Below are 17,332 nucleotides of genomic sequence, written 5' to 3'. Positions count from 1 at the left end.
CCCGGCGCTCGGCCGCTCAGTGCTCGACGATGTCGGGGGCGTGGGGGCGCTTGCAGCGGTAGAGCTTGCGGTCGGCCAGGAAGAACAGGCGGTCGGGACGGCTCTTGGGGTCGTAGCTCTCCCAGCCGAAGGAGGCGGCGACGGGGATCTTCTTGTGACCCCAGGGCACCAGCAGGTGGTTGACTGCGTCGGACAGCTTGGCGGCGAGGCGCTCGGCGCGCGCCACCGGCGTCTTGGGCATCAGCACGGCGAACTCGTCGCCGCCGAGCCGCGCCACGGCGTCGTTGCGGCGGGTCGAGCGGCGCAGGGTCTCGGCGACGGCGCTCAGCACCGAATCGCCGGCGAGGTGGCCGTAGGAGTCGTTGGTCGCCTTGAAGTGGTCGAGGTCGCAGAGCAGCAGCAGGCCCTCCTCGCCGTGGCGCTCGGCGTCGGCGAGGGCGCGGCGCAGCATCTCCTGGAAGCCGCGGCGGTTGAGCAGGCCGGTCAGCTCGTCGGTGATCGAGAGGTTCTCGAGCTGGCGGATCCGGCGGCTGCGGTCGACCAGGGCGCGCTCGGCCTCCTCGGCGGCAGCCAGCAGCTCCTCGGCGGCGGCGCGCGCGTCGGGATCGATCTGGTCGGCCATCCGCTCGGCGAGGCGGCGCAGCTTGAGCGCGACGCCGTCGAAGTCGAGCAGCGAGGCGGTACCCCGCTCCTGGCTGATCTCGAAGGCGGTCAAGGGCATGGCGGCGCCGTCAGGCACGGTCGGTCTCCCCCAGCGGACAGGTCGTTCCGGCGGCTCATCAGCAAGCTCCGTGCCGACCGGTGGAATCCCCGGAAACGCTGGCTCCGTCGACCCTGTGCGGCAGCTCTTGCCGGGGCGCCCGGGCAAATCCTGCCGGGCGCCCGGCAAGCCCGGCCCGGCCGGCCGCTTGATTCGCCGGGGCCGCCGCCCGATGCTCCGCCCGGACCGGGCCCGGTCGCACCGAGCCCGGTCGCACCGAGCCCGGTCGCACCGAGCCCGGCCGAGCAAGAGGAAGGAGCGTCCCGATGATCCTCAACGAGGAACAGAGCCTGATCCGCGATACCGCCCGGCAGTTCGCCCGCGACCGGCTGGCGCCGCTGGCCGCCGAGTGGGACCGCGAGGCGCGCTTCCCGAAGGAAGGGGTCGAGGGCCTGGCCGAGCTCGGCTTCCTCGGCATGCTGGTGCCCGAGGAGTGGGACGGCGCCGGCACCGACGTCGTCTCCTACGCCCTGGCCCTCATCGAGGTCGCGGCCGGCGACGGCGCCTGCTCGACCATCATGTCGGTGCACAACTCGGTCGGCTGCCTGCCGATCCTGAAGTTCGGCACGCAGGCCCAGAAGGAGCGCTTCCTCAAGCCGATGGCGCGCGGCGAGCAGATCGGCGCCTTCTGCCTGACCGAGCCGGGCGCCGGCTCCGACGCCTCGGCGATCAGGACGCGGGCCCGCAAGGAGGGCAACAAGTGGGTGCTGAACGGCACCAAGCAGTTCATCACCTCGGGCGAGAACGCCGCGGTCGCCATCGTCTTCGCGGTGACCGACCCCGAGGCCGGCAAGAAGGGCATCTCGGCCTTCCTGGTGCCGACCGCGACGCCCGGCTACCGCGTCGCGCGCAAGGAGCGGAAGCTCGGCCAGCGCGGCTCGGACACCTGCCAGATCGTCTTCGAGGAGATGGAGCTGACCCCGGACCTGCTGCTCGGCGAGGAGGGGCAGGGCTACCGGATCGCGCTCTCCGGCCTGGAGGGCGGGCGCATCGGCATCGCCGCCCAGTCGGTCGGCATGGCCCGCTCGGCCTTCGAGCACGCCGTCGCCTATGCCCGCGAGCGCGAGGCGATGGGCAAGCGGATCGTCGAGCACCAGGCGGTCGGCTTCAAGCTCGCCGACTGCGCGACCAAGCTGCACGCCGCCGAGCTGATGACCCTGCACGCCGCAGCCCTGAGGGACGCCGGCCGGCCCTGCCTGCAGGAGGCCTCGATGGCCAAGCTCTTCGCCAGCGAGATCGCCGAGGAGGTCTGCTCGGCGGCGATCCAGGTGCACGGCGGCTACGGCTACCTGGAGGACTATCCGGTCGAGCGCATCTACCGCGACGTCCGGGTCTGCCAGATCTACGAGGGCACCAGCGAGGTCCAGCGCCTGATCCTGGCGCGGCAGCTGGCGGCGTGAGGACAGACCGGCGGACTTTGGGTGCCGACAGCCGATGGGATCTTGCAGTGTTTGTTCAGCGGCTTCACTGGAAGAACTTGGACAGTCTGCGACCTGATAGTCTGTCGAGTGAGCAGGAGGGTGACAAGCATCAAGCTCCGTGCCCTATGAATATCATGGGCCGAGAACACTCGCAGAGAATTGCAGGCCGGTGGCCCGGGAGATGGGGGGCGGTATTAGTCCTTCTCAAACGTATGAGATGCAATTCCCGGTATCATTTTTAGGTCTCCAACCAATCGGTTGCCTCTGAACATCAGCCGGCTTCCTCTCCAGGGCTCGATGCCGATAATGCGGCCCTTTTCATCGCGTACAAGTGCAGCCGTCACATGAGTAGAGTCGCTTCTCTGAACAGGCCAACGCCATTCAATTGTAACATCTGCTCCAGCCTCGTTGATGGAATGGACCCAGAGCGTGCTGTAACCGCCGTCGCCTGTGTCCTTGAATACGTACTTCCCCTCCCATTTTCCAACCAATGCACGAATGTCTTCCTGCCGGACTTTGTTTCCTCTTAATGCTGCCTCCTGAGAGAGGTGAATCAGTGTAACGTAACTTGTCACCCCATCTTTCAAGTAAGTTCCTTGCAGCCCTTGTGAGGTCAAGTTGTAGGTGACCTCGGCACCATTGCTAAACCGGCTGAGGGTGAGACGGGATCCCGTGATGGTTCCCACTATATTTATGTAACCAGACGAAATTCCCAATCTTTGGCTGTCGCCCCAGCTGTAAATTCCAGTGACAGATCCCTGATTATCGCGCACTTCGAGAAAAAGAAGATTGCATAACAATCCATTCCATCTTTCATTTCCCCAAAATCCGTGAAACCGAGCAAGTGATTCGGGAATATTTTGAGGTGGTGGCTTAATATTTATCTCTATTGGTAATGGGGCCGAGCATTCCACTTTCTCTGTAGCTGCGGCCGACCGGAACAAAGGACAGATCACCAAGAGAACGACGCAAATTGATAGCATCGATCTTCTTGAAGTGCCCCGGAAAATAGTAATTCTCATCAAAATCACTCCATCTCCGCCGGTTTGCAGATCAAAGGAGCAAGATCATCAAAATCGGCCTCGTCTAGCAGGAGTCAAAACAAATGTCAACCAAAAAGATAATATATGAATAGTAATTCTATTTTACGTAGATAAAAGATCGACCCGGCATGTGCTCTGAAGGTTTGGGCGCCCAGGCGCTGCGCGTGCCACAACTGAACAATCACGGCGGAATGAAGTGAGCTTTCTACTCGACGGGTCGTGGCCGCCGCGGCTCGCCGAGGTCGCAGTCCAGGGCGGCGCGGTCCCAGCCGCCGAGGTCGGCGGCGGCGGCATAGGTCGACTGCAGGAAGGCGAGCAGCGCGGCCTCGGGATCGGCGGCCCGGCGCACTGCCTCGTAGGGCAGCAGGAACTCGCCGAGATCCTTGTGGAAACAGGCTTCCGCCGGCGCGACCGCGGCCTCGGCGAAGCCGGCCGGCGCCGGATAGGCGTAGGCGTAGAAGGCCGGCTCCTCGAGCCCGCCGCCGCCCGGCCAGAAGCCGGCCGAGGCGACCTCGTGGGAATAGGCCTCGCGGGTCACGGCGTCGGGCAGCGCGGGGATGCCGCCGGGATGCAGCGGCGCGCGCCGGCCCGAGAAGCGGGTGACCGCCAGGTCGAAGGAGCCCCAGAACAGATGGGCCGGCGAGACCTTGCCGAGGAAGCCGCTGCGGAAGCGCCGGAACACGCGGTCGATCGCGAGCAGCGCACGCCAGAAGCGCTCGACCGCGTCGCGGTCGTAGGGCCGCTGCTCCTGGTCCTCGGCGAAGCGCACCGGGGCCGGCAGCTCGTTCGGCCGACCGTCGAAGCGCGGGTCGGCGCCGAGCTCCGCCAGGGCCGTCCGGAAGGCCTGGTGGAAGGCGGCCAGCGAGCCCGGCCCGAGCGGCAGGCGCCGCGTCCCGCCGTCGTCGGCGCGCAGCAGCAGCAGGTGGTCGAGGCAGTCGAACTCGATCTCAAGGGTTCGCGCCCCGTCGGGCACCGGGCCGGTGGCGAGGCCACGCGCGGTGACGTAGAGCGTCGCGTGCCAGGAGTGGTTGAGCCAGGGCGAGCGGGCGAGGCGGTACTTGCCGACGACCTGGGTCATCAGGTGCAGGTGCCGGCAGGTCTCGCGCCAGGCCGGAAAGGGGATCTCGGGCCAGTCGGGCCGTCGCGTCGGGGGCACGCTCATCGGGGCGGTCCTTGCTTTCCGCTGGAGTCGGCGGCGGAGCATAGCATCGGCGCGCGCCGACGGGCGGCGGGGCGGCGGCTTTTGCGCTGGATCAAATCCCGGGCCGGGCGGCTGTGGAACCCTCCGGGGCGGTCCCGGAGTCGACGCGTCTGGCGCGGCTCCGCGGCCGCAGCGGGAGGACGGGAGCGTGTTCAGGTCGGATCGAGAGGGGCGCCGCGCGGCGGGCGCGGGCGACGGCAAGCCGGGGATTCCGACCGTGCCGCCGCGAGCGGCCGAGCTGCTCGCGCTGCTGCCGCGTCCGGCGCTGCGCTGGGCGCTTCAGCGCCTGGTCGCGGGCGTCGGTCGCCGGCATCCGGATCTCTTCGAGCGGCTCGGGGAGCATGCCTCGGCGACCTTCCTGATCGATCCGACGGACCTGCCGGTCGCGGTCCGGCTGTGGCCGCGGCCCGAGGGTCCGCAGGTCGAGATCGTCGGCCGGCCGGTGCTCCGCTCGGCTTGGCACGCGCGCATCGCCGGGCCGCTGGCGGCCCTGCTTGGGATGATCCACGGCCGGCTCGATGGCGACGCCCTGTTCTTCTCCCGGGATCTCGCCATCGAGGGCGACACCGAGGCGGTGCTCGCCCTGCGCAACGCCCTCGACGACGCCGAGCTCGACCTGCCCGACGAGGCGGCGGCCTGCCTGGGGCCGCTGTCGCCCCTGGTCGCGCGGCCGGCCGGCCTGGTCGTGCCGCTCGCCGAGCGGATGACCGGCGTGGCCCTGTCGCGGGCCGGGCGGCCGCCGCTGTGACCGGTGCCCGCGCGAGGGGGGCCGGGCAGCGGCCCGGTCCCGAGCTGATCTGTCCGGCCGGCACGCCGGCAGCGCTGCGCACCGCGGTGGCGGCCGGCGCCGACGCCGTCTACTGCGGCTTCAACGACGAGACCAACGCACGGAACTTCCCCGGTCTCAACTTCTCCCGGGACGAGATGGCGCGGGCCGTGCGGCACGCGCGGGAGCGGGGCGTCAGGCTGCTGCTCGCGGTCAACACCTTCCCGCGCGCCGGGGCCTTCGAGCTCTGGACCCGGGCGGTCGACGACGCGGCTCGGCTCGGCGTCGACGCCGTGATCCTGGCGGACCTCGGCCTGCTCAACTATGCCGCCCACCGCCATCCCGACCTCAGGCTGCATCTCTCGGTGCAGGCGGCCGCGGCGAACGCCGATGCGATCCGCTTCTATGCCGAGACCTTCGGGGTCAAGCGCGTGGTCCTGCCGCGCGTGCTCAGCGTCGAGGAGATCGCGGCGATCAACGATGCCGTCGCCTGCGAGACCGAAGTCTTCGTGTTCGGCGGGCTCTGCGTCATGGCGGAGGGGCGCTGTTCGCTGTCCTCCTACGCGACCGGCCGCTCGCCGAACATGAACGGCGTCTGCTCGCCGGCCAGCCACGTCGCCTACCGCGAGGAGGGCGAGGAGCTCGTGGCGCGGCTCGGCGACTTCACCATCGACCGGGTGCCGCGCGGGGCGCCGGCACCCTATCCCACGCTGTGCAAGGGCGCCTTCGCGGCCGGCGGCTATCGCGGCCACGTCTTCGAGGACCCGGCGAGCCTGGATGCCGCGACGCTGATCCCGCAGCTCGCCGATGCCGGCGTCGCGGCCCTGAAGATCGAGGGACGCCAGCGCAGCCGGGCCTATATCGAGGCCGTCGTCGGCAGCTTCCGCCGGGCCATCGACGCCCATGCCGCGGGCCGCCCCCTGCCGGCCGGCGATCTCCGTCGGCTGAGCGAGGGCCAGAGCGCCACCACGGGGGCCTATCGCAAGACCTGGCGCTAGCCGAAGCAGGCGCCGCAGAGGAAAGGAGGACCCGCTCGTGCCCGACGGCCGTCCAGAGCTCACCCTCGGCCCCGTGCTGTTCAACTGGCGCGCCGACGACTGGGCGGACTTCTATGCGCGGATCGCCGACGAGGCCGATCTCGACCGGGTCGTGCTCGGCGAGGTCGTCTGCTCCAAGCGCCTGCCGTTCTACGCCCAGCGCGTCGCCGCCGCGGTCGAGCGCCTGCAGCGCGGCGGCAAGGCCGTCGCCCTGGCGTCCCTGGCGCTGGTCACCAGTCCGCGGGAGCGCGGGCTGGCCGCCGACCTGGCGGCGATGGAGGAGACCGAGATCGAGGTCAACGACCTGACGCTGCTGGGGCTCCTGCCGGCCGGCCGCGGCTTCTCGGTCGGCCCCCTGGTCAACGTCTACAACGAGGCGACCCTGGCTTTCCTGGCCGAGCGCGGCGCGCGGCGCGTGTGCCTGCCCCCGGAGCTGCCGCTGGCGTCGGTCGCGGCGCTCGCGACGGCGGCCGAGGGGCTGTCCCTGACCCTGGAGGTCTGGTCCTTCGGCCGGGTGCCGCTGGCGCTGTCGGGGCGCTGCTACCACGCCCGCATCCATGGCCTGTCGAAGGATTCCTGCCAGTTCGTCTGCGCCGAGGACCCCGACGGCCTGGCGGTCGAGACCCTCGACGGCGAGGGCTTCCTCGCGGTCAACGGCGTCCAGACCCTGTCCTACAGCTGCGCGACGACCCTGGGGCGGAGCGACGACCTGCGCGGCGCCGGGCTGACCGCCTTCCGGCTGTCGCCGCAGCTCTGCGACATGGTCGCCGTGACGCGTCTCTACCGCGATCGCCTGGCCGGCGCCCTCGGTGCCGGGGAGGCGCTGGCGCGGCTGCAGGCGCTGCAGGGCATCGCTCCCCTGTCCGACGGCTTCCTGGCGGGCGGCGTCGGGGCTGCGCGCGTGTCCGGCCCCGGGCCGCTCTGAGGCTCGGCGGCGGGGCCGGGCGCGGCCCGGCTCACCGATCGTTGCCGGGGACCGTCCGGCCCGGCCCGCCGATCGCCTGCCCGCCCTCGATGAGCTCCAGGCGGCGGCCGATGCGGGCGATGCGGGCGATGGCGTCGGCCAGGAAGGTCTGGGCCATCGCCTGCAGGGCCTCGGTCGGCGCGCTGAGCTCGAGGTCCTCCAGGTCTTCGCAGAGCGCCTCGAGCGGCCGCTGCGCGGCCAGCAGCAGGGCGACCGGGCGCCTGGCCCTGCAGTCTTCGGCGTCGCAGGCGGGCTGGTCCTCCGGGATCCGGCCGGCTTCCGTGCGCGCCGCCGCCTCGGCCGCGAGCACGGCGAGCAGAGCGGCGCTCTCCTGGTCGCCCAGCGCCTGCAGGCGCTCGGCCAGCTGGCGATGGCAGGCGGCGATCGCCGCCTCCCGCTCAGCCAGGAAGCCGGCCAGCGCCTTCGGCGTCTGCGGGCGCCGGGCCGTGCGGCCGCGGCTCGCCTCGCGTCGCCAGGCCGCCCGTCGCCAGGTCCTGAGCCGCGCGGCGTGGCGCAGCTCCTCGCTGGCGAGGTGCTCCGCCTCGCGGGCGATCGCCGGGTCGTCGCTGGCCGCCGCGAGATAGGAGTAGAAGGCGAAGGCGCGCTCTTCGTTGTCCACCGCGATGGCATAGGCGCGGTAGGGCGTCAGCAGCGCGCTGCCGACCGCGGCCTCCCAGCTCTCCGCCAGGTCGGGCGGCAGCCGCCAGCGGAAGTCGGCGGTCCGCGAGACGCCGGTTCCCAGGCCTTCGGCCCAGGTCTCGACGGCCGCGACGTGGGTCTCCTCCTCCTCGGCCATGGCCTCGAAGGCGTCGGCCGTGCCGGCCTCGTCGCGCCGGCGCATCTCCTGCGCGAGCCAGCGGTAGCGTCGGATCGCCTCGGTCTCGACGGCATGGGCGATGCCGACCAGCTCGGCCAGGGAACCGACGCGGGCGGAAGGGTCCCGGCTCAGGGTCCTGCGATTCACGTGGGGCACGCGCGGTTCTCCAGGGACAGCCGCCGGCGGAAGTGCCGACTGAACGCCGGCAAACTCTCACAGACGAATTGCCGGCGATTTGATGCGGAGCAAATTGACCCGGCCGGAGATCGAGGAAGGTCCCGCCGTCCGCTGGTGGGGCGGCGGGCGTGACCCTTCCCCGAGACAGAGACTGTCATGCCGACTGCAGAGCCAATCCCGAACCCGACAGCGCGGCTCCGCGCGGCCCTCCGGCCGGCGATCCTGCTGGCGGCCCTGACCGTCGGGCTGGGCCTGCTGGCCGCGCCGCCGGCCGGGGCGGCCGACGCCTCGGGAGCCGCGAGCGAGTCCCACCTCGAGCAGTTTCTCGACCGCAGCCAGGACGACGCCGGCCGCAAGCGCCAGGACGACGAACGGGACCGCGGCGCGCACGACCACAAGGCCTACGGCTACCATCGCGATCACGCCTACCGGGTGCGGGCCGGCGAGCTCGTGCCCGGTGCCGACCGCTACGGCGAGCCTCAGGGCTCGCCGCCGGTGGTGCCGGCGCTCAAGGGCGACAAGGTCGTCGGCTACGTCTACCTGACCTCCGACGTGGTCAACACCACCGGCTACTCCGGCAAGCCGATCCGCACCCTGGTCGGCCTCTCGCCCGACGGCACCATCGTCGGCGCCAGGCTGGTCGAGCATCACGAGCCGATCGTGCTGATCGGCATCCCCGAGAAGCGCATCGCGGCCTACCTCGACGGCTTCCTCGGCTTCAACCCGCTGAGGGCCGTGGCGCACGGCGAGGCGGCGCCGGAGGTCGACATCGTCTCCGGCGCGACGGTCACGGTCCTGGTGATCGGCGACGGCGTCGTCCGCTCGGCCGGCCGCATCGCCGCCCGGCTGCTCGGCGGCACCGAGGCGGCCGCGGCCCCGGCCGCGCCGAAGCGCGTCGTCGATCCCGAGGGCGGCACGGTCGCCGACTGGACGAGCCTGCTCGGCAACGGCGCGGTGCGGCGCCTGCAGGTCACCGTCGCCGGCGTCAACGAGGCCTTCGAGCGCTCGGGCAACGCCGAGGCGGCGAAGCGGCCCGAGAAGGGCAAGCCGGACGCCACCTTCGTCGACCTCTACGTCGCCCTGGCCTCGCAGCCGGCGATCGGCCGCAGCCTGCTCGGCGACGAGGAGTACGAGCGCCTGCGCCAGCGCCTGGCGCCGGGCCAGGCGGCGGTGCTGGTGATGGGCCGCGGGCGCTACTCCTTCAAGGGCTCCGGCTACGTGCGCGGCGGCGTGTTCGACCGCATCGAGGTGACCCAGGGCGCCGAGACGGTGCGCTTCCGCGACAAGCAGCACGAGCGGATCGCCGAGCTGGCCGCCGCCGGCGCGCCCGACTTCAAGGAGATCGCCCTCTTCACCGTGCCGCAGGGTGCGCAGCTCGATCCGGCCGAGACCTGGACGCTGCGACTGCTGGTCCAGCGCCGCATCGGCGCCCTGGACAAGGCCTTCACCTCCTTCGCCCTCGACTACCGGCTGCCGGCGCCCTACGCCAAGACCGTCGCGACCGTGGCGCCGGCGGCCCGGCCGGCCGACACCGCCGCGGCCCAGGCTGCCGCCCAGGCCGCCTCCGGCGCCGCGTCGGCGGCGGCCACATTCGCCGGCGCGCCGGAGACACCGCTGTGGCAGCGGATCTGGCACAGCAAGGTCGTGTCGATCGGCGTGCTCGTCGCCATGCTGCTGGTGCTGACCGCGATCTTCTTCTTCCAGGACCTCCTGGTGAAGCGCGAGCGCCTGTTCTTCTGGCTGCGCATCGGCTTCCTGACGGTCACGCTGTTCTGGCTCGGCTGGGTCGCCGAGGCGCAGCTCTCGGTGGTCAACGTGCTGGCCTTCGCGAACGCGCTCAGGACCGACTTCCAGTGGTCCTACTTCCTGGTCGACCCGCTGATCTTCATCCTCTGGTTCTCGGTCGCGGCGGCGCTGCTGTTCTGGGGCCGCGGCCCGTTCTGCGGCTGGCTCTGCCCCTTCGGCGCGCTGCAGGAGCTGACCAACCGGGTCGCGCGCGCTCTCAAGCTGCCGCAGGTCAAGGTGCCCTGGGGCCTGCACGAGCGGCTCTGGCCGATCAAGTACATCGTCTTCCTCGGGCTGTTCGGCGTCTCGCTGACCTCGCTCGGGCTGGCCGAGCAGCTGGCCGAGATCGAGCCCTTCAAGACTGCGATCATCCTGCACTTCGTCCGCGACTGGTGGTTCGTCGCCTTCGCGCTGGCGCTGATCGTCGCCGGCCTGTTCGTCGAGCGCTTCTTCTGCCGCTACCTCTGCCCGCTCGGCGCGGCGCTGGCGATCCCGGGGCGCCTCAGGATGTTCGACTGGCTGAAGCGCTACCGCGAATGCGGCAGCCCCTGCATGCGCTGCTTCAACGAGTGCCCGGTGCAGGCCATCCACCCGGAAGGCCACATCAATCCGAACGAGTGCATCTCCTGCCTGCACTGCCAGGTGCTCTACCGCCACGACCGCAAGTGCCCGGTGGTGATCCAGAAGCGCCTGAAGCGCGAGCGCCGCGCCGCCACGGCCGCGCCCTCGACGGCGGCGCCCGACGTCGCTCTGCCGCCGCGCCCGCGCCTGTCCGACCGAAAAAACGAGGCGCCGGCCGAACCGGCGTCGCAGTCGACCGAAGCCTAGAGGCCCCTTTTCGAGGAGTAGGAGAGAGTCATGTCAGACAAGACAGAGCAGTTGAACCTCAGCCGGCGCGGCCTGCTGGGCGGTACCGCCAAGGCGGCGATGCTGGCCGGGCTCGCCGGCGGCGGCCTGGCCGGCGGGACGATGCTCGCCCCCGGCACCGGCCATGCGGCGACCAAGTCGGAGGTCGGGCCGGGCGAGCTCGACGAGTACTACGGCTTCTTCTCGAGCGGTCAGACCGGCGAGGTCCGGATCCTCGGCATGCCTTCGATGCGCGAGCTGATGCGCATCCCGGTGTTCAACCGCTGCAGCGCGACCGGCTGGGGCCTGACCAACGAGAGCCGCAAGATCCTGACCGAGGGCCTGCAGCCCTACACGAAGAAGTTCCTGGAGACCCGCGGCGGCGTCTACCTGAACGGCGACCTGCACCACCCGCACATGTCGTTCACCGACGGCACCTACGACGGCCGCTACCTCTTCGTGAACGACAAGGCGAACAGCCGGGTCGGGCGCATCCGCTGCGACGTCATGAAGTGCGACAAGATCATCGAGATCCCGAACATGCTGTCGGTGCACGGCCTGCGGCCGCAGAAGTATCCGCGCACCGGCTACGTCTTCGCCAACGGCGAGGACCGGGTGCCGCTGGTCAACGACGGCAGCATCCTCGACGATCCGAAGAAGTACGTCGGCATGTTCACGGCGATCGACGGCGACTCCATGAAGATCGCCTGGCAGGTCATCGTCGACGGCAATCTGGACAACGTCGACTGCGACTACCAGGGCAAGTACGCCTTCTCGACCTCCTACAACTCCGAGGGCGGCGTCACGCTCGCCGAGATGACCGCCGCGGAGCAGGACTGGATCGTCATCTTCGACCTCGCGCGCATCGAGGCGGCGGTCAAGAAGGGCGACTACAAGGAGTACAACGGCGTCCCCGTGGTCGACGGCCGCCACGGCTCGCCCTACACCCGCTACGTGCCGGTGCCGCAGAGCCCGCACGGCCTCAACACCGCGCCGGACGGCATCCATGTCGTCGCCAACGGCAAGCTGTCGCCGACCGTCACGGTCTTCGACCTGCGGCGCTTCCCGGAGCTGTTCGACGACAAGATCCAGCCGCGCGACACGGTGGTGGCGGAGCCGGAGCTGGGCCTCGGCCCGCTGCACACGGCCTTCGACAACCGCGGCAACGCCTACACCACGCTGTTCATCGACAGCCAGATCTGCAAGTGGGACATCCAGAAGGCGATCGCCAAGTTCAAGGGCGAGGACGTCGACCCGATCCTCCAGAAGCTCGACGTCCAGTACCAGCCGGGCCACAACCACACCTCCATGGGCGAGACCAAGGAGGCCGACGGCAAGTGGCTTCTCTCGCTCAACAAGTTCTCCAAGGACCGGTTCCTCAACGTCGGCCCGCTGAAGCCCGAGTGCGACCAGCTGATCGACATCTCGGGCGACGAGATGGTGCTGGTGCACGACGGCCCGAGCTTCGCCGAGCCGCACGACGCGATCATCGTCCACCACTCGAAGGTCAACCCGGTCCAGATCTGGGATCGCAAGGACCCGATGTTCGAGGAGGCGCGGAAGCAGGCGGCGGCCGACGGCATCGACCTGGAGAGCGCCGCGGACGTGATCCGCGACGGCAACAAGGTCCGGGTCTACATGTTCTCGGTCGCCCCGGCCTTCAGCCTGACCGACTTCAAGGTCAAGCAGGGCGACGAGGTCACGGTCTACATCACCAACATGGACGAGGTCGAGGACCTGACCCACGGCTTCACCGTCGCCAACCACGGCGTCGCCATGGAGGTGGCGCCGCAGGCGACCGCCTCGGTGACCTTCACCGCGGATCGGGCCGGCGTCTACTGGTACTACTGCCAGTGGTTCTGCCACGCCCTCCATATGGAGATGAAGGGCCGCATGCTGGTCGAGCCGAGGGCGGCGTGACGCCATGGCCCGGCTTCGACCAGGCCCGGTTGCCCGCCTGATCGGCGGCCTGCTGCTCGCCGCCGTGGCTTCGGCCACGGCGGCGGCGGCCGAGCTCCGGCCGGCGCCCGGCGACGACCTGCAGGCGGTGCTCGCGGCGGCCGCGCCGGGCGACGTCGTGCGGCTCGGCGCCGGGCGCTACCGGGGCCCGGTCACGATCGACCGGCCGCTGGCGCTGGCCGGCGTCGAGGGGACGCTGCTGGAGGGCGACGGCAAGGGCAGCGTGATCACCATCACGGCCTCCGACGTCACGGTCACCGGCCTGACCATCACCGGCTCCGGCCTCGACCTGCCGGCGATGGATTCGGCGGTGCTCGTCAGGCGCAGCGCCCGGCACGCCGTGATCCGCGGCAACCGCCTGGAGAACAACCTGTTCGGCGTCTACCTGCACGGCGCTGCCGGCTCGCTGGTCGTGGACAACACGATCGTCGGGCGTCGCGACCTGCGCCTGTCCGAGGCCGGCAACGGCGTGTCGATCTGGAATGCGCCGGGCGCCGAGGTCGTCGGCAACGACATCCGCTACGGCCGCGACGGCATCTTCGTCACGACCAGCAAGCGCAACGTCTTCCGCGACAACCGCTTCGCCGACCTGCGCTTCGCCATCCACTACATGTACACCCAGGACAGCCGGATCGTCGGCAACCGCTCCCACGGCAACCATGCCGCCTGGGCGCTGATGTACTCCGACCGCCTGGAGATCCGCGACAACGTCAGCGAGGGCGACCGCGACCACGGCCTGCTGATGAACTACGTCAACGATTCGACGGTCACCGGCAACGTCGTGCTGAACAGCGCCGGCAAGTGCCTGTTCATCTACAACGCCCACCGCAACCGGATCGAGGGCAACCGCTTCCAGGGCTGCCCGATCGGCATCCACTTCACCGCCGGCTCGGAGCGCAACGCGGTCTCCGGCAACGCCTTCGTCGGCAACCGGACCCAGGTCAAGTACGTCGGCACCCGGACCGTCGAGTGGAGCCACGACGGGCGCGGCAACTACTGGAGCGACAACGCCGCCTTCGACCTGAACGGCGACGGCATCGCCGACCGCGCCTACCGCCCCAACGACATCGCCGACGACATCCTCTGGCGCTACCCGCTGGCCAAGCTGCTGCTCAACAGCCCGGCGATCACCGCCCTGCGCTTCGCCCAGTCGCGCCTGCCGGCGCTGCTGCCCGGCGGGGTCGTCGACAGCGCGCCGCTGATGGCGCCACCGGCCACGGGAGGGCCGCACTCATGAGCGCCATCGTCACGCTCGACCATCTGACCAAGCGCTACGGGCGGCTGACCGCCCTGGACGACGCGACGCTGAGCCTCTCGGCCGGCGAGACCGTCGCCCTGGTCGGCCACAACGGCGCCGGCAAGACCACCCTGATGAAGCTGATCCTCGGCGTGATCCGGCCGAGCGCGGGCAGGGTGCGCATCCTCGGCGAGGACCCGGCCGGCCGGCACGGCGCCCAGGTCCGCCGCCGGCTCGGCTTCCTGCCCGAGAGCGTCGCCTTCCACGGCGCGATGACCGGCAGCGAGCTGCTTGCCTTCTACGCCCGCCTGAAGCGCGCACCGCTCGCCGCCAACGCCGGGCTGCTGCGCCGGGTCGGCCTGGCGGAGGCCGCCGGGCGCCGGGTCGGCACCTACTCCAAGGGCATGCGCCAGCGCCTGGCCCTGGCCCAGGCGCTGATCGGCGCGCCGGGCATCCTGCTGCTCGACGAGCCGACCTCCGGGCTCGACCCGGACTCGCGGCGCGAGGTCTACCAGACCATCGACCGGCTGCGCGGCGAGGGCGTCTCGATCCTGGTCTCGACCCATGCCCTGGCCGAGGTCGAGCCCCACGTCGACCGGGTCGCCCTGGTGCACCGCGGCCGCCTGCTCGCGGTCGGCGACATGGCCGAGCTGCGCCGGCGGGTCCAGCTGCCGCTGCGCGTCCGCCTGAAGGTGCCGTTCTGCACGACCGGGCGGGTGCTGGAGCGGCTGTCCGGCTATGCCGAGCCGCTGGCGCGCAGCGAGCGGCATCTCGAGCTGGCCGTGGCGGCTGCCGACCGCGCGGCGCTGATCCACGACCTCGACCGCCTGCGCGACCTCGTCGAGGAAGTCGAGATCCAGAGTCCTGGCCTCGACGCGCTGTACCGCCACCTGACCGCCGGAGAGAGCCGATGAACGCCCTGCTGACCATCGCCGGCCAGGAGGTCCGTGCCGGCATCCGCAACCGCTGGGTCGCGGCGACCACCGCGATCCTGGCGGCCCTGGCGCTCAGCCTGGTCCTGCTCGGCAGCGCGCCGGGCGGCACGACCGGCGCCTCGCCGCTCGCCGTGGTCGTCGTCAGCCTCGCCGGCCTGACGATCTTCCTGGTGCCGCTGATCGCGCTGCTGCTGTCGTTCGACGCCGTGGTCGGCGAGGCCGAGCGCGGCACGCTGCTGCTGCTGCTCGCCTATCCCGTGGCGCGCTGGCAGATCGTGCTCGGCAAGTTCCTCGGCCACACGGCGATCCTGGCGCTCGCCACGGTCGTCGGCTACGGCGCTGCCGGGCTGCTGCTGTTCGCCACGCGCGGCGCCGACCCGGCAGACTGGGCGGGCTTCGCCACGCTGATCGGGACCTCGGTGCTGCTCGGCGCCGCCTTCGTCGGGCTCGGCGGCCTCGCCAGCATCGCTGTGCGCGAGCGGGCGACGGCGGCCGGCCTGGCGGTCGGCCTGTGGCTGGTCTTCGTGCTGCTCTACGACGCGGCGCTGCTCGGCCTGCTGGTCGCCGACCAGGGCGCGACCGTCAGCGGCGGGCTGTTCGACGCGCTGCTGCTGCTCAACCCGGCCGACGTCTACCGCCTGATCAACCTGACCGGCTCCGGCGGTGCCGCGCTGCTGTCGGGGATGAGCGCGCCGGGCGAGGTCGGCCAGCTGCCGGTGGCGGCGCTCTATGCCGCGCTCGCCGCCTGGATCCTGCTGCCGCTCGGTCTCGGCGTGCTGCTGTTCAACAGGAGGCAACCATGAGCATCCGGCTGAAGGCGCCGGCGCTGCTGCTGCTGGCGCTGGTCGCCGGCGCCGCCCTGGCCGGCTGCGACGGCAAGCGCGACGTCGCCGCGCCGCCGCCGCCCCAGGAGCCCGGCGTCGAGGCCGTCGCCTACTTCTGCGGCATGGCGGTCGCCGACTCACCGGGGCCGAAGGGCCAGATCTTCCTGGCCGGCCAGAGCCGGCCCCTGTGGTTCATGTCCGTGCGCGACACCCTCGCCTACACGATGCTGCCCGAGGAGTCGAAGGCGGTCGCGGCGATCTACGTCAACGACATGGCGCGGGCGCGGAACTGGGAGCACCCGGAGCCGGGCGCCTGGGTCGCGGCGCGCGACGCCGTCTACGTCGTCGGCAGCTCGGCACGCGGCGGCATGGGCGCCGCCGAGGCGGTGCCCTTCTCGGACTGGGCCGCGGCCGAGCGCTTCCGCGCCGAGCGCGGCGGCACGATCTACGGCTTCGCCGAGATCCCGCAGGACTACGTGCTGGGCGAGGGCGGGCGCGACGGCCAGACGGCCGAGCGCGCCGGGCCGGACGCCGCGGCGAAGGAGGACGATCATGCCAGCCATTGAGCACCGCGGCCCGCGCAGCAGCCGGCGCCGCTTCATCGCGATCGCCGGCGCCGTCGCCGGGGCAGCCCTGCTGCCGCCCTCGGCGCACGCCCGGACGGCCGTCCACGACTGGAACGGCGTGGCGCTCGGCGCGCGCGCCTCGATCCGGCTGCTCCATCCCGACGCCGCCGAGGCCCGACGGATCATTGCGCTGGCGGTCGACGAGATCGAGCGCCTGGAGCGGATCTTCAGCCTCTACCGGGCCGACTCCGCGCTCGCCCGGCTGAACCGCGAGGGGCGGCTCGAGCCGCCGCCGCTCGAGCTGGTCGAGCTGCTGCAGCGCGCGGCGGCGGTGAGCGAGGCCAGCGGCGGCGCCTTCGACGTGACCGTCCAGCCGCTCTGGCGCGGCTACCAGGAGCACTTCGCCGCCGGCGGCGAGACCGCGCCGGACCTCGCCGCGCTGCTGCCGCTGGTCGGCTGGCGCCGCCTGCAGGTCGATGCCGAGCGCGTCGCCTTCGGGCGGCCGGGCATGGCGGTGACGCTCAACGGCATCGCCCAGGGCTTCGTCACCGACCGGGTCGCGGAGCTGCTGCGGCGCAACGGCGTCGAGCGCGTCCTGCTCGATCTCGGCGAGATCCGCGGCCTCGGCAGCCGGCCCGACGGCCGGGGCTGGCAGGTCGGCATCGCCGATCCTGCCGAGCCGACGCACGCGCTGGGCGCCCTGGACTGCAGCGGCCGTGCCGTCGCGACTTCGGGGGGCTACGGCACGGTCTTCGATCGCGAGGCGCGCTTCAGCCATCTGATCGACCCGCGCCGCGGCACGACCGCGCCGACGCGCCGCGGCGTCACCGTCGTCGCGGCGGAGGCGACCCTCGCCGATGCCTGGTCGACCGCCTTCAGCCTGATGCCGGCGGCCGAGATCCGAGACCGGGCGCAGGCCGCCGGCGGGCTCGGCGTTTATCTCGCCGTGCCGGGGGCCCTGCGCCGCCTGGTCTGAGAGGTCGGGGCTCCGGTG

Annotated in this window: 15 protein-coding genes; 11 read left to right on the top strand and 4 right to left on the bottom strand. The window is 71.3% G+C overall.

Annotated features, from left to right (window positions below; all coding sequences use genetic code 11):
- Positions 1–16: 16 nt before the first annotated feature.
- Positions 17–739: a GGDEF domain-containing protein gene (locus B9O00_RS11555; protein WP_143596211.1), complete on the bottom strand. Its 723-nt coding sequence runs from the start codon at positions 737–739 to the stop codon at positions 17–19.
- A gap of 287 nt (positions 740–1,026) precedes the next feature.
- On the opposite strand from B9O00_RS11555, the gene B9O00_RS11550 reads away from it, so the two are divergent.
- On the top strand, positions 1,027–2,160 hold the full coding sequence (locus B9O00_RS11550) for an acyl-CoA dehydrogenase family protein (RefSeq protein ID WP_179243919.1): 1,134 nt from the start codon (positions 1,027–1,029) through the stop codon (positions 2,158–2,160).
- Between the two features lie 215 nt (positions 2,161–2,375).
- Here the strand turns inward: B9O00_RS11550 and B9O00_RS32460 are convergent, their stop codons facing one another.
- Positions 2,376–3,203: a hypothetical protein gene (locus tag B9O00_RS32460; RefSeq protein ID WP_143596210.1), complete on the bottom strand. Its 828-nt coding sequence runs from the start codon at positions 3,201–3,203 to the stop codon at positions 2,376–2,378.
- A 226-nt stretch (positions 3,204–3,429) separates the two neighbouring features.
- The gene (locus B9O00_RS11545) at positions 3,430–4,386 is read right to left on the bottom strand and encodes a DUF5996 family protein (protein ID WP_085122823.1); all 957 of its coding nucleotides are present in this window, start codon (positions 4,384–4,386) and stop codon (positions 3,430–3,432) included.
- Between the two features lie 256 nt (positions 4,387–4,642).
- Between B9O00_RS11545 and ubiT the strand changes: the two genes are divergently transcribed.
- From ubiT to ubiV, 3 genes are read left to right on the top strand one after another with little or no spacing between them, the layout of a single operon-like run.
- Positions 4,643–5,173, top strand: a complete 531-nt coding sequence (gene ubiT / locus B9O00_RS11540; protein ID WP_200808475.1) for a ubiquinone anaerobic biosynthesis accessory factor UbiT — start codon at positions 4,643–4,645, stop codon at positions 5,171–5,173.
- A complete protein-coding gene (gene ubiU / locus B9O00_RS11535) occupies positions 5,170–6,189 on the top strand; it encodes a ubiquinone anaerobic biosynthesis protein UbiU (protein ID WP_085122822.1) in 1,020 nt (339 codons plus the stop codon). Before ubiT ends, ubiU begins: the two co-directional genes overlap by 4 nt.
- A 37-nt stretch (positions 6,190–6,226) precedes the next feature.
- Complete coding sequence (ubiV, locus tag B9O00_RS11530) at positions 6,227–7,153, top strand: ubiquinone anaerobic biosynthesis protein UbiV (protein ID WP_085122821.1); 927 nt, start codon at positions 6,227–6,229, stop codon at positions 7,151–7,153.
- Positions 7,154–7,184: 31 nt separating this feature from the next.
- On the opposite strand, the gene B9O00_RS11525 is transcribed toward ubiV, so the two are convergent.
- Complete coding sequence (locus B9O00_RS11525; protein ID WP_085122820.1) at positions 7,185–8,165, bottom strand: ferritin family protein; 981 nt, start codon at positions 8,163–8,165, stop codon at positions 7,185–7,187.
- Positions 8,166–8,342: 177 nt separating this feature from the next.
- On the opposite strand from B9O00_RS11525, the gene B9O00_RS11520 reads away from it, so the two are divergent.
- From B9O00_RS11520 to B9O00_RS11490, 7 genes are read left to right on the top strand one after another with little or no spacing between them, the layout of a single operon-like run.
- On the top strand, positions 8,343–10,799 hold the full coding sequence (locus B9O00_RS11520) for a NosR/NirI family protein (protein ID WP_085122819.1): 2,457 nt from the start codon (positions 8,343–8,345) through the stop codon (positions 10,797–10,799).
- A gap of 30 nt (positions 10,800–10,829) precedes the next feature.
- Complete coding sequence (gene nosZ, locus B9O00_RS11515; RefSeq protein WP_085122818.1) at positions 10,830–12,737, top strand: TAT-dependent nitrous-oxide reductase; 1,908 nt, start codon at positions 10,830–10,832, stop codon at positions 12,735–12,737.
- Positions 12,738–12,741: 4 nt separating this feature from the next.
- Positions 12,742–14,013, top strand: a complete 1,272-nt coding sequence (locus B9O00_RS11510) for a nitrous oxide reductase family maturation protein NosD (RefSeq protein ID WP_085122817.1) — start codon at positions 12,742–12,744, stop codon at positions 14,011–14,013.
- Complete coding sequence (locus B9O00_RS11505) at positions 14,010–14,927, top strand: ABC transporter ATP-binding protein (protein WP_085122816.1); 918 nt, start codon at positions 14,010–14,012, stop codon at positions 14,925–14,927. Before B9O00_RS11510 ends, B9O00_RS11505 begins: the two co-directional genes overlap by 4 nt.
- Complete coding sequence (locus B9O00_RS11500; RefSeq protein WP_085122815.1) at positions 14,924–15,751, top strand: ABC transporter permease; 828 nt, start codon at positions 14,924–14,926, stop codon at positions 15,749–15,751. The genes B9O00_RS11505 and B9O00_RS11500 overlap by 4 nt, the downstream gene beginning before the upstream one ends.
- The gene (locus tag B9O00_RS11495; protein ID WP_089229620.1) at positions 15,748–16,338 is read left to right on the top strand and encodes a nitrous oxide reductase accessory protein NosL; all 591 of its coding nucleotides are present in this window, start codon (positions 15,748–15,750) and stop codon (positions 16,336–16,338) included. The genes B9O00_RS11500 and B9O00_RS11495 overlap by 4 nt, the downstream gene beginning before the upstream one ends.
- Positions 16,325–17,314, top strand: a complete 990-nt coding sequence (locus B9O00_RS11490; protein WP_085122814.1) for an FAD:protein FMN transferase — start codon at positions 16,325–16,327, stop codon at positions 17,312–17,314. Before B9O00_RS11495 ends, B9O00_RS11490 begins: the two co-directional genes overlap by 14 nt.
- Positions 17,315–17,332 lie beyond the last annotated feature (18 nt).

It is taken from the genome of Tistlia consotensis USBA 355, assembly GCF_900177295.1.
GTDB lineage: Bacteria > Pseudomonadota > Alphaproteobacteria > Kiloniellales > DSM-21159 > Tistlia > Tistlia consotensis.
Note: the sequence above shows the minus strand (reverse complement) of the source record. Positions and strands in the feature narration are given on the sequence as shown.

Excerpts from the sequence above, each read along its gene's own strand:
- B9O00_RS11545 (WP_085122823.1), bottom strand. The coding sequence starts at position 4,386 with ATGAGCGTGCCCCCGACGCGACGGCCCGACTGGCCCGAGATCCCCTTT.
- B9O00_RS11520 (WP_085122819.1), top strand. The coding sequence starts at position 8,343 with ATGCCGACTGCAGAGCCAATCCCGAACCCGACAGCGCGGCTCCGCGCG.
- B9O00_RS32460 (WP_143596210.1), bottom strand. The coding sequence starts at position 3,203 with ATGAGAATTACTATTTTCCGGGGCACTTCAAGAAGATCGATGCTATCA.
- B9O00_RS11495 (WP_089229620.1), top strand. The coding sequence starts at position 15,748 with ATGAGCATCCGGCTGAAGGCGCCGGCGCTGCTGCTGCTGGCGCTGGTC.
- B9O00_RS11510 (WP_085122817.1), top strand. The coding sequence starts at position 12,742 with ATGGCCCGGCTTCGACCAGGCCCGGTTGCCCGCCTGATCGGCGGCCTG.
- B9O00_RS11490 (WP_085122814.1), top strand. The coding sequence starts at position 16,325 with ATGCCAGCCATTGAGCACCGCGGCCCGCGCAGCAGCCGGCGCCGCTTC.
- B9O00_RS11550 (WP_179243919.1), top strand. The coding sequence starts at position 1,027 with ATGATCCTCAACGAGGAACAGAGCCTGATCCGCGATACCGCCCGGCAG.
- nosZ (WP_085122818.1), top strand. The coding sequence starts at position 10,830 with ATGTCAGACAAGACAGAGCAGTTGAACCTCAGCCGGCGCGGCCTGCTG.
- B9O00_RS11505 (WP_085122816.1), top strand. The coding sequence starts at position 14,010 with ATGAGCGCCATCGTCACGCTCGACCATCTGACCAAGCGCTACGGGCGG.
- B9O00_RS11500 (WP_085122815.1), top strand. The coding sequence starts at position 14,924 with ATGAACGCCCTGCTGACCATCGCCGGCCAGGAGGTCCGTGCCGGCATC.